Source organism: Microbacterium sp. Beta (assembly GCF_005502545.1).
In the GTDB taxonomy this organism is placed as follows: domain Bacteria; phylum Actinomycetota; class Actinomycetes; order Actinomycetales; family Microbacteriaceae; genus Microbacterium; species Microbacterium oxydans.
In genome coordinates, this window is record NZ_SCOG01000012.1 from 1 (window position 1) to 11,760 (window position 11,760).

Below are 11,760 nucleotides of genomic sequence, written 5' to 3' on the forward strand. Positions count from 1 at the left end.
GAGGGGAGAGGGAGAGAGGGGTCAGCGTGCGCTGACCGGCTCCTTGTCGGCGGACGCGTCCGCCTCGGGAGCGTCGTCGTCGCCGGAGTCGTCGGCGAAGGGGAGGCCCTCGCGCGGAGCGTTGTAGAGCTCCTCGTTCAGGATGCCCTCGCGCTTGGCGACGATCGTCGGGATCAGCGCCTGACCCGCGACGTTGACCGCGGTGCGGCCCATGTCGAGGATCGGGTCGATCGCGAGCAGCAGCCCGACGCCCTCGAGCGGCAGGCCGAGCGTCGACAGCGTCAGCGTGAGCATCACGACCGCGCCGGTGGTTCCGGCGGTGGCGGCGGAACCGACGACCGAGACGATCACGATCAGCAGGTACTGCACGAAGTTCAGCTCGATGCCGAAGAACTGTGCCACGAAGATCGCGGCGATGGCCGGGTAGATCGCGGCGCAGCCGTCCATCTTCGTGGTCGCGCCCAGCGGCACGGCGAACGAGGCGTAGGAGCGGGGCACTCCCAGGTTGCGCTCGGTCACGCGCTCGGTGAGGGGCAGCGTGCCGATCGAGGAACGGCTGACGAAGGCCAGCTGCACCGCGGGCCACACGCCGGAGAAGTACTGCTTGATCGACAGGCCGTGCGTCTTGACCAGGACGGGGTAGACGACGAACAGCACGAGCGCGAGGCCGATGTACACCGCGGCGGCGAACCAGCCGAGTGAGGCCAGCTTCTCCCAGCCGTACTTGATCACTGCAGAGCCGATGAGGCCGAACGTGCCGAGCGGGGCGATGCGGATGATCCACCACAGCACGCGCTGGATGACCTTGAGCAGCGACTCGGTGAACACGAGGAACGGCTCTGCCTTCTTGCCGGCCTTGAGCGCGGCGATGCCGATGACGGCCGCGACCACGATGACCTGCAGGATGTTGAAGCCGACGCTGGAGCTGAAGGTGCCTTCGACGGCGCCGGGGTTGGTGCTGACCGTGAGCCCGAGGAAGTTCTGCGGGATGAGACCCAGCAGGAAGTTCCACCAGGTGCCGACCGTGTACGGGTCGCCGGTCTCGAGGCCCTCGCCGGCGCGGTTGCCCGGCTGGATCACGAGGCCGAGGACGATGCCGATGATCACGGCGATGAACGCGGTGATCGCGAACCACAGGATCGTCTGGCCGGCTAGGCGCGCGGCGTTCTGCACGCGGCGCAGGTTCGAGATGCTGGCGACGATGGCCGTGAAGATCAGCGGGACGACGGCGGCGCGCAGCAGCGTCACGTACGAGCTGCCGATCGTGTCGAGGGTCGCCGACAGGCCGTTCGGGTTCTCGGCGGTGGCGCCGAGCTGGCGGCCGATCAGACCGGCGGCGACGCCGAGGACGAGGGCGGCGAGGATCTGGAAGCCGAACGACGTCAGCAGCTTCCGGACCGGTCCGCGGGTGTCTGGCGCCTTCTGGGCGCGTGCGGTGGTGCTCATGGGGTGGGGACTCCAGGATCGCGGCGCGCCGAGTGCGCGCCATGAGGCCCAACGCTATGACTCCCTGAGAATTCCCTGGGTGCATATGACGAAGGATGACGCTCCCGAGCTCAGCGGGGGAGTGAGTTCAGCGGGGGAGTGAGTTCAGCGGGGGAGTGGGCTCAGCGGGGAGCGAGCACCAGCAGCTCGCCCACTTCGCAGTCGAGCGCTTCGCAGATCGCGCGAAGGGTGGAGTAGCGGATGGCGCGGGCGCGGTCGTTCTTCAGGACCGACAGGTTCACGATGCTCACCCCGACCGCGGCGCTCAGCTCGGTGAGGGTCATCCCGCGATCGGCGAGCAGCTCATCGAGTCGGCAGTGGATGCCGGTGAACTCGTCGTCGCTCTCCGCCGGGGTCACACCAGCCCCTCCGTGTCCTTCTCGAGCGCGAGCTTCTCGTTCTGCAGGCGGATGCCGCGGCGGAACGCGACGGCGATCAGGCCCACGGTCACGCCGGTCGCGAAGATCGGGGCGACGCTCCAGAACTCGATCGGATGCGCAGGTTCTCCCTCACCGAGGCCGAGTGCTGAGGTGACGCCGTTGCGGCCCATGGTCTCGAACATGACGATCAGGATCGGCGCGACGACCAGGGTCCAGCCGATCACATCGAACGCGCGGGCGTTGCCGCGCACGAAGAAACGTCCGCGCAGGAAGTTCCAGGCGACCAGCGTGACCGACCCGATCACCAGCAGGGCCGCGAGCGCCCACAGGGTGATGGCGGCGATGATCGCCCCGACCGACACCGCGTTCACACCGGTGGCGAAGACCATCACATCCTGGGCTATCCCTTCGACGGAGATCGCGCCGGAGTCGGTGGTCGCCGAGATCGGCTGCTCGTCGATCGGGATCGACCACGCGATCCCGGAGTCGCGGAAGGTGCCGGCGACGCGAAGGATCGTGGCGAACGCCACCGTCACCAGAGCCGCGGCGGCGTAGAGGATCACGGCGATCGCGTCTGCCGTCTCGGAGCGGGTGGGTGCGGTGGTGCCTGCGGTGGTCTTCATCAGACGAGTCCTTCCGTGTCGCGCTGCAGCCGCTGGCCGATCTCGAACGCGCCGGCGACGACCACGAGCGCGAAGCCCCACCCGAACGGGGCGAGGTCGATCGACATCTCGAACGCCGGGACGCCAGCGGAGACGAGGTTCAGCTCGGAGGTGATCTCGCTGAACGCGTTCGCGCGCACCGCCTGGCTCATCAGACCGCCCGCCATGACGGCGAGCGCGGCGACGGCGATGCCCCAGGTCGCCGCACTGCCGAAGGGGCGACCGATGAAGAGGCGGATGCAGAGCCAGGCCACCGCGACACACAGCACGATCGGGCCCAGGACTGCGAGAGCATCGGCGATGGCGAGCAGGAGGCGGGGAGAGAGGCTGAGGCCGGTGGCGGTGAGCGTGACGGTGTCGTACTGTGCATCGGAGATGTTCGAGGACGCCGCGAGCACTGCGGGCGCCTCGGCCGTGCTCAGCGGCATCGACGGGACGGTGACGGACTCGCCCGTCATCAGGACGGCGGTGCGGACGCCTGCGCCGATCAGATCGACGACCGCGATGGCTCCCGCGGCTCCGGCTATGACACCCAGCACGGTCTTCTCCACCAGGCTCGCCGCTCTGGTCGCGGTCGGTACATCGGTCATGGCGCCTCCTTCTCGGTGGTCTGATTCGGACCCGTTGTTATCGACTGTCGTTAACATAACGACAGTCGATAACCCCGTCAACCTCCGGTATGCCCACGGCGAACACGGGCATACGTGCCGTTCGCGGTGGTTACTCTCGATGTACAGGCGCAGAGAACGCCATAGGTGTCAGCGCTTCGCCCCGTGCGAATAAGGAGTCACAGCATGTTCGAGAGATTCACGGACCGAGCCCGTCGAGTGGTCGTCCTCGCCCAAGAAGAGGCGAAGATGCTCAACCACAACTACATCGGAACCGAGCACATCCTGCTCGGTCTCATCCACGAGGGTGAAGGTGTCGCTGCCAAGGCGCTCGAGTCGCTCGGCATCTCCCTCGACGCCGTGCGCGAGCAGGTGCAGGACATCATCGGCCAGGGTCAGCAGCAGCCGACCGGCCACATCCCGTTCACCCCGCGCGCCAAGAAGGTTCTCGAGCTCAGCCTCCGCGAGGCCCTCCAGCTCGGCCACAACTACATCGGCACCGAGCACATCCTGCTCGGCCTCATCCGCGAGGGCGAGGGCGTCGCCGCCCAGGTGCTCGTCAAGCTCGGCGCCGACCTCAACAAGGTGCGCCAGCAGGTCATCCAGCTGCTCTCCGGCGCTCCCGGTCGCGAGCCGGCGTCCGTCGGTGCGCAGACCAACGACTCGCAGGCGGGCGCTCAGGGCGGCTCGGCCGTGCTCGACCAGTTCGGTCGCAACCTCACCCAGGCCGCACGCGACAACAAGCTCGACCCGGTGATCGGGCGCGAGAAGGAGGCGGAGCGGGTCATGCAGATCCTCTCCCGCCGTTCCAAGAACAACCCCGTCCTGATCGGCGAGCCGGGCGTCGGCAAGACCGCCGTCGTCGAGGGGCTGGCCCAGGCGATCGTCAAGGGCGATGTGCCCGAGACGCTGAAGGACAAGCAGCTCTACTCGCTCGACCTCGGCTCGCTCATCGCCGGTTCCCGCTACCGCGGTGACTTCGAGGAGCGTCTGAAGAAGGTCACCAAGGAGATCCGCACGCGCGGCGACATCATCGTCTTCATCGACGAGATCCACACCCTCGTGGGTGCGGGCGCCGCCGAGGGCGCGATCGACGCGGCCAGCATCCTGAAGCCTCTCCTCGCCCGCGGCGAGCTGCAGACGATCGGTGCCACCACGCTCGACGAGTACCGCAAGCACTTCGAGAAGGACGCCGCGCTCGAGCGCCGCTTCCAGCCGGTGCAGGTGAACGAGCCGACGCTGCCGCACGCGATCAACATCCTCAAGGGTCTGCGCGACCGCTACGAGGCGCACCACAAGGTGCAGATCACCGACGGCGCGATCGTGGCCGCGGCGAACCTCGCCGACCGCTACGTCTCGGACCGCTTCCTCCCGGACAAGGCCATCGACCTGATCGACGAGGCCGGCGCACGTCTGCGTCTGTCGATCCTGTCCAGCCCGCCCGAGCTGCGTGAGTTCGACGAGAAGATCGCCGCCGTGCGCGAGCAGAAGGAAGTCGCCTCCGAGGAGCAGGACTTCGAGAAGGCCGCCTCCCTGCGCGACGAGGAGAAGAGCCTCCTCGCGGAGCGTCTGCGCCTCGAGAAGCAGTGGCGTGCGGGCGACGTCGCGACCCAGGCGGTCGTCGATGAGGGTCTGATCGCCGAGGTGCTCGCCCAGGCGACCGGCATCCCCGTGTTCAAGCTGACCGAGGAGGAGTCCAGCCGACTCGTCTTCATGGAGAAGGCGCTGCACCAGCGCGTCATCGGTCAGGAGGAGGCCATCGCCGCCCTCTCCAAGACCATCCGTCGTCAGCGTGCCGGCCTCAAGGACCCGAAGCGTCCCTCCGGCTCGTTCATCTTCGCCGGCCCCACGGGTGTCGGAAAGACCGAGCTGGCCAAGGCTCTCGCCGAGTTCCTGTTCGACGACGAAGCTGCGCTGATCTCCCTCGACATGAGCGAGTTCGGTGAGAAGCACACCGTCTCGCGTCTGTTCGGTGCCCCTCCCGGATTCGTCGGATTCGAAGAGGGTGGCCAGCTCACCGAGAAGGTGCGGCGCAAGCCGTTCAGCGTGGTCCTCTTCGACGAGATCGAGAAGGCGCACCCGGACATCTTCAACTCGCTGCTTCAGATCCTGGAAGAGGGTCGTCTCACCGACGGTCAGGGTCGGATCGTGGACTTCAAGAACACGGTCATCATCATGACCACCAACCTCGGTGCGCGCGACATCGCTGGCGGACCCGTCGGCTTCCAGATCGAGGGCAACGACTCGACCAGCTACGACCGGATGAAGGGCAAGGTGAACGAAGAGCTCAAGCGGCACTTCAAGCCCGAGTTCCTCAACCGTGTCGACGACATCATCGTGTTCCCGCAGCTGTCGAAGGAAGAGCTGGTGCAGATCGTCGATCTGTTCACCAAGCGCCTCGGCGAGCGTCTGCTGGACCGCGACATGACGATCGAGCTGTCGCAGGCCGCCAAGGAGCGTCTGATCGAGATCGGCTTCGACCCGGCCCTGGGCGCCCGACCGCTGCGTCGCGCGATGCAGCACGAGGTCGAGGACCGTCTGTCGGAGAAGATCCTGCACGGTGAGCTCAACTCCGGAGACCACGTGAAGGTCGACGCGAAGGACGGGCAGTTCCTGTTCGAGCACGGCCCGCGCGATGGCGGTCCCGTCGCGGTCGGTGTGAACACCGGCGGCGGCGCGATCTCCGGCACCCCCGACCTGGCGGTCGCCAGCGGGGAGTGACCTCCCGGAACCACGAGAAGGGGCGGATGCTGCGGCGTCCGCCCCTTCTTGCGTCCCCCGCCTCTTGCGTCCCCGCCTCTTGCGTCCCCGCCTCGTGCGAAAACCCAGACCATGCCGCGGCGCCTCGGCGCGTCCAGGCCCGACACGCCTCGAGGGCATCGGATGGTCTGGGTTTTGGCATACCGACCACGGCTGAGGGACATGCCCAGGGGTGGGTTCTAGGCTTGAGGTGTGAGCGAGTACATCGTCCGTCCGGCGCGCAGCGCCGACATCGTCGGCATCCGTGACCTGCTGCAGCCGCTCGTCGAACAGCGCATCCTGCTCGGCAAAGACCTGGCGGTGCTGTACGGCGCGGTGCAGGAGTTCGTGGTCGCAGAGGCCGATGGCGTGCTGATCGGATGCGGGGCGCTGCACGTGTTCTGGGAAGACCTCGGCGAGGTGCGCACTCTGCTCGTGCGCGACGACTGGCTGCACCACGGTGTCGGGCGCGCGATCGTCGACCGCCTGGAGGAGAACGCCAAGACGCTCGGCCTGACCCGCCTGTTCTGCCTCACGTTCGAGGTCGACTTCTTCGGGCGGCGCGGTTACACCCCGATCGGCGAGCAGGTGGTCGACTCGGACGTGTACTCGCAGCTGTTGCGCAGCGGTGACGCGGGTGTGGAGGAGTTCCTCGACCTCGCCCACGTCAAGCCGAACACGCTCGGCAACACGCGCATGCTCAAGGTGCTCTGACCACGCACGTTCGTCCGCGTGTGCCGTGGGGCCTCCCAGGCTGAGCGCGGCGGATCGCTTAGCCTGGAGTCATGCCCCGTCGCTCTGCCGCCGTCTACCGTCGTCGGCGACTGGTCGTCATCCTCGGTCTCATCCTGGCCGTCGCCGCGATCGGCATCGGCGCCTGGTTGCTGATCGCCCGCCCGTGGGCCTCGGCCGACACGTCATCGACGCCGACGTCCACCCCCTCCACGTCGCCGTCACCGTCCGCGGGCGCGACGACCGAGGGGCAGTCGCCCTCTCCCGATCCCTCCTCCGAGCAGACGCCGGCGATCGTCGCCTGCGAGGCGGCGGACATCGAGGTCGCCGCCGTGACCGACGCCGAGAGCTATGCGCCCGGCGTTCTGCCGAAGCTCTCGATCTCGCTGACCAACAAGGGCACGAAGGACTGCACGCTCGACGTCGGTTCCGCCACCCAGGCGTTCACGATCTCCAGCGGTTCGGACGAATGGTGGCGTTCGACCGACTGCCAGGAGAACCCGAGCAGCATGATCGCCACGCTCACGGCGGGTACCACGGTCACGAGCAAAGACCCCGTCACCTGGGATCGCACCCGGTCGAGTGTCGAGACCTGTGCCCAGGAGAATCGGCAGCGAGCGCCTGGGGGCGGAGCCTCGTACCACGTCGAGGTATCCATCGGCGGTTTCACGAGCCCCTCGAGCGCGCAGATCCTGCTCTACTGAACGACGTCGCACCGACGACCGATCGCTGCGCAGCTCCGTCCCGCTGAGTTCGAAGCGATCTCAGACGGCGCGTTCGAAATCCGTCGTCGCTCGACGGGTATCGCACGAAATGGAGCGATGTCGCCTGCCTTCGCCGCACGATGCTGACATCCCCCACTCTTTGGGATACCATAGAAGCGACTCTCCGCATCTGCGGCAACAAGCCATCCCCAGTGGCGTCGAACTACAGCGTCCCCAGCGCTTCGACATCGCCGCACGAGAGTCCGAGGGCCCTCTCGAGTACCCCAGTCCCCAATGTGGGACTCGAGAGGGCCCCAATCGTCTCCGCTGTCGGATCGGCACTCTGAGCCCGGCGCTCTGCATAAGCTGGATGCATGGCAGCGAAGAAGGCGAAGTCCGGAAAGAACAAGCCGGCACCCGAGGATTTCCGTTCGGACGCTCTGGCGCAGGCTCTGGAGAAGCAGGATGTCGCTGCGGTCGCGCTCGCCCTCCGGCACGGCACCACGATCGTCCCGCTCATCAAGCCCGGCGCGCGGGACAACCCTCTCGACAGCGGCGAGGTGTGGACGTATCGCGACCCGAACACCGGTGACCTCGCCCTGCTGCTCTTCAGCGACGCGAAGAACAAGCCTGCCAACCTGCCTCCAGGAGTGGGCATCTACAGCGCGGACTGGCTGCGGAAGTTCCTCGCGGCGCATCCGATCACGACGGTGTTCCTCGATATCGCCGGGCCGCACCCGATGCAGGCCGATCCCGCTGAGCTGCTCAAGGCGCTCGACGCCTGACACGCGACGCCTGACACACGGCGTCAGACCCTCCATGCCTGACCGTCGACGTCAAAACCGCGACGCGGAAGCGCGGGCGGTCAGAACGGGGGGATGTCGCGGTCGGATCGGCGTGAGGTGTTGCGCGCGCGCACATCGCTCAGCGCGGCTCGGAGCGTCTTCGAACGATCGTCGACCACCTGCTCATAGCCGAGGCGCGCGGCCTCGGAGCGTCGCTGGGCCGCCTGCGTGACCGGCCTGATCTCCCCGGCGAGGCTCAGCTCGCCCACCGCCGCGACCGTGCGCGGAACCGAGATCTGCTGGATGGAACCCGCCACGGCGATGGCGATCGCGAGGTCGGCCGCGGGTTCGGTGAAGCGCACACCGCCGACCGTGGACACGTAGACGTCGAGGCTGCCGGTCGCGATGCCGGCTCTCTTCTCGAGGATGGCCAGCACCATGGCGACTCGCGAAGAGTCGACGCCGTGCACGATGCGGCGCGGGTTCGGGGCGTTGCTCGGCACCGTGAGCGCCTGCACCTCGACGGGGAGGGCGCGTCGACCCTCGAGCGAGATCGCCACGCACGTGCCTGGCTCGGTCGCCCCCTGCGAGAGGAAGAGCCCTGAGGGGTCTGGCACCTCGGCGATGCCGTCGCCGGTCATCTCGAAGCAGCCCACCTCGTCGGTCGGACCGAAGCGGTTCTTGAGCGCGCGGACGAAGCGCAGCGAGGTCTGCCGGTCGCCCTCGAAGTGACACACCACGTCGACGAGGTGCTCGAGCACACGGGGCCCGGCGACCTGACCGTCTTTTGTCACGTGGCCGACGATGATGATCGGCAGGTCGCGATCCTTGGCGATGCGGATCAGCGTGGCAGCCACCTCTCGCACCTGGCTGGGCTGCCCGGCGGCGCCGTCGATCAGGGACGACGAGACGGTCTGCACCGAGTCGACGATCACGAGCTGCGGCTTGACCTCGTCGATGTGGCCGAGGATGGTCGCCAGATCGGTCTCGCTCGCGAGATACAGCTCGTCGTGCAGCGCGCCAGTGCGCTCGGCGCGCAGGCGCACCTGACCGGGGGATTCCTCGGCGCTCGCGTAGAGCACACGGCGTCCGCCGCGAGCCGCTTGCGCTGCCACCTCGAGCAGAAGCGTGGACTTGCCGACGCCGGGTTCACCGCTGAGCAGGATCGCCGCCCCCGGCACGATGCCGCCGCCGAGGACACGGTCGAACTCGCCGACGCCGCTCGAGCGACGCGGTGCATCCTGCGTCGTGATCTGCGTGATGGGCCGGGCGGCACGGTCGGCCGTCGGCGCGACCGGCCCCACCCGACGGAGGATGCCCGTCTGCGCTGCCTGCTCCTGCACCGTTCCCCACTGCTGGCACTCGCCGCAGCGTCCGACCCACTTGGCGGTGGTCCACCCGCATTCCGTGCACACGTACGCGGGAGGAGCGGGTTTCCGGGTGGCCATGCCCCCAGGCTATCGCCGGCATCAGACATCCCTATCGGCCAGGTGTTTATTCACGGCCGATCCTCTCGGCAAACTCGCAGTGTCGCGGGATACTGGGTTCATGGCCAACGGCGGGCCCGTCTGCGGGCCGATCTCGAGCTACTCCCGGGTGCAGATCCTGCACTTGCTCTTCGAAGCGGGAAGTTCGCAGACCCGGGGCGAGCTCTCGATCACCGAGCTGTGCGAAGCCACCGGGCTGCACCCCAACACGATCCGCGAGCACCTGCAGCGCCTGATCGAGGGCGGCTACGTGATCCCCACGATCGAGCACCGCACGACGCGGGGCCGACCGCGCACGCTGTACAGCGCGGCGACCGGAGCGCCAGGGGCCTCCAGTCCCGTGGCCCGAGACAAGGCGAAGGCGGCAGCCCGTCGCGGCGACCTGATGCGGAGCATGCTCCCCGACGCGGCATCCGGACTCGGTCGCGAAGCCACCTATCAGCTCGATGCGCTCGTCGAGCACCTGGAGGAGAGCGGCTTCGAGCCCGTGCTCGACGACCGCAGTCTCACGGTCGACCTCAGCCCGTGCCCGCACGCCGCCGGACGGTCGGAAGACCGCCCGATGCTGTGCCGCGTGCACCTGGAACTCATGCAAGGCGTCCTGAACGAGGCAGGCGGACCACTCGAAGCCGAGTGCGTGCGCGACGCTGTCCTCCCGTCGGACTGCACCGTGCAGCTGCGCGACACCACCGCGCCGCTGGTCGAGGGAACGCTGCGTCACAGCACGAAGCAGCGGCACCACAGAACAGGAGTCGTGCATGGAATGGCTTGATCCACTCGCTCTGGCCCGATGGCAATTCGGCCTGACGACCGTCTACCACTACCTCTTCGTGCCGCTCACGATCGGCATGGCGCTGGTCGCGGCGATCTTCCAGACCGCGTGGGTGCGCACCGGCAAAGTGCAGTACCTGCACCTGACCCGCTTCTTCGGGAAGATCTTCCTGATCAACTTCGCCATGGGCGTCGTCACCGGCATCGTGCAGGAGTTCCAGTTCGGCATGAACTGGTCCGACTACTCCCGCTTCGTCGGTGACGTGTTCGGCGCCCCGCTCGCCTTCGAGGGCCTGCTGGCCTTCTTCTTCGAGGCGACCTTCATCGGCCTCTGGATCTTCGGCTGGGACAAGCTCCCGCAGAAGCTGCACCTCGCCACGATCTGGTGCGTCTCGATCGGCAGCATCCTGTCGGCGTACTTCATCATCGCTGCCAACGCCTTCATGCAGAACCCCGTCGGGTACACGTTCAACGAGGCGACCAACCGCGCCGAGCTGACCGACTTCTGGGCGCTGCTGACCAACCCCGTCGCGCTCGCCGCGTTCCCGCACACGATCTTCGGTGCGTTCATGTTCGCCGCCGGTGTCGTGATCTCGGTCTCGGCCTGGCACCTCTCGCGCGGCCAGCACTTCGACACCATGCGCATCTCGCTCAAGTTCGGGCTGTGGGCCATGATCGTCTCGACCGCGGGCGTCGTGCTCACGGGCGACCAGCTGGGCCTCGCGATGTACGCCGCGCAGCCCATGAAGATGGCGGCGGCCGAGGCCACGTTCAACACGGTCTGCGGTCCCGATGCCTCGTTCAGCATCTTCACGCTCGGCACCCCGGACGGCAGCTCCGAACTGTTCTCCATCCGCGTGCCCTATCTGCTCTCGCTGCTGTCGACACACACCCTCGACGCGTGTGTGCACGGCATCAACGATCTGAACGCCGAGTACGCGCAGACCTACGCCGCCACCGGTCTGACCGACTTCGCCCCGGTGCTGTGGATCACGTACTGGGCCTTCCGCTGGATGATCGGCCTGGGCATCGCCGCGGCGCTCGTCGCCGTCGCGGGCCTCTGGGTCACCCGCAAGGGCGCCAAGAAGCCGGTCGCACCGTGGATGTGGAAGGTCGCCATCTGGTCGTTCCCGCTCGCGCTGGCCGCCAACATCATGGGCTGGGTCTTCACCGAGATGGGCAGACAGCCCTGGATCGTGTTCGGGCTGATGACGACGCAGGACGGTGTCTCGCCGGGCGTCAGCGGGCTCGAGGTGCTGATATCGCTCATCGCGTTCACCGCGATCTATGCGGCGCTCGCCGTCGTGGAGATCCGCCTCATCATCCGGGCCGCCCAGAAGGGGCCCGACACCGAAGAGAAGCCGCATGACGAGACGGCCCAGCTGCCGTCGGTCGTCTACTGAGAGG

At 67.7% G+C, this 11,760-nt stretch carries 11 protein-coding genes; 6 read left to right on the plus strand and 5 right to left on the minus strand.

Translation table 11 applies throughout. The annotated features are described in order from the left end of the window. Positions 1–21 precede the first annotated feature (21 nt). From FFS56_RS12530 to FFS56_RS12545, 4 genes are all read right to left on the minus strand, one after another. Complete coding sequence (locus FFS56_RS12530; protein WP_171011061.1) at positions 22–1,446, minus strand: dicarboxylate/amino acid:cation symporter; 1,425 nt, start codon at positions 1,444–1,446, stop codon at positions 22–24. Between the two features lie 161 nt (positions 1,447–1,607). Further along, on the minus strand, positions 1,608–1,844 hold the full coding sequence (locus tag FFS56_RS12535) for a helix-turn-helix transcriptional regulator (protein WP_046747597.1): 237 nt from the start codon (positions 1,842–1,844) through the stop codon (positions 1,608–1,610). Beyond that, positions 1,841–2,488, minus strand: a complete 648-nt coding sequence (locus tag FFS56_RS12540; RefSeq protein WP_127012688.1) for a hypothetical protein — start codon at positions 2,486–2,488, stop codon at positions 1,841–1,843. Before FFS56_RS12540 ends, FFS56_RS12535 begins: the two co-directional genes overlap by 4 nt. Beyond that, entirely contained in the window at positions 2,488–3,117 is a 630-nt protein-coding gene (locus FFS56_RS12545; protein WP_127012687.1) for a hypothetical protein, read from the minus strand. Before FFS56_RS12545 ends, FFS56_RS12540 begins: the two co-directional genes overlap by 1 nt. 204 nt (positions 3,118–3,321) lie before the next feature. Between FFS56_RS12545 and FFS56_RS12550 the strand changes: the two genes are divergently transcribed. The 4 genes from FFS56_RS12550 (at position 3,322) to FFS56_RS12565 (ending at position 8,095) form a co-directional block, all read left to right on the plus strand. Continuing rightward, positions 3,322–5,856: an ATP-dependent Clp protease ATP-binding subunit gene (locus tag FFS56_RS12550; protein WP_046747599.1), complete on the plus strand. Its 2,535-nt coding sequence runs from the start codon at positions 3,322–3,324 to the stop codon at positions 5,854–5,856. A gap of 231 nt (positions 5,857–6,087) precedes the next feature. After that, positions 6,088–6,588, plus strand: a complete 501-nt coding sequence (locus tag FFS56_RS12555; protein ID WP_046747600.1) for an amino-acid N-acetyltransferase — start codon at positions 6,088–6,090, stop codon at positions 6,586–6,588. Between the two features lie 71 nt (positions 6,589–6,659). Then, positions 6,660–7,310 (plus strand): hypothetical protein, encoded by a 651-nt coding sequence (locus FFS56_RS12560; RefSeq protein ID WP_046747601.1) that lies wholly within the window; start codon positions 6,660–6,662, stop codon positions 7,308–7,310. Between the two features lie 374 nt (positions 7,311–7,684). Continuing rightward, positions 7,685–8,095, plus strand: a complete 411-nt coding sequence (locus FFS56_RS12565) for a hypothetical protein (RefSeq protein WP_046747602.1) — start codon at positions 7,685–7,687, stop codon at positions 8,093–8,095. 80 nt (positions 8,096–8,175) lie between these two features. On the opposite strand, the gene radA is transcribed toward FFS56_RS12565, so the two are convergent. Next, the gene (gene radA / locus FFS56_RS12570; RefSeq protein WP_058630739.1) at positions 8,176–9,543 is read right to left on the minus strand and encodes a DNA repair protein RadA; all 1,368 of its coding nucleotides are present in this window, start codon (positions 9,541–9,543) and stop codon (positions 8,176–8,178) included. A gap of 100 nt (positions 9,544–9,643) precedes the next feature. Between radA and FFS56_RS12575 the strand changes: the two genes are divergently transcribed. Next, positions 9,644–10,354: an ArsR family transcriptional regulator gene (locus FFS56_RS12575; protein ID WP_127012686.1), complete on the plus strand. Its 711-nt coding sequence runs from the start codon at positions 9,644–9,646 to the stop codon at positions 10,352–10,354. Continuing rightward, a complete protein-coding gene (locus tag FFS56_RS12580; protein WP_029259882.1) occupies positions 10,341–11,756 on the plus strand; it encodes a cytochrome ubiquinol oxidase subunit I in 1,416 nt (471 codons plus the stop codon). Before FFS56_RS12575 ends, FFS56_RS12580 begins: the two co-directional genes overlap by 14 nt. Positions 11,757–11,760: the final 4 nt, after the last annotated feature.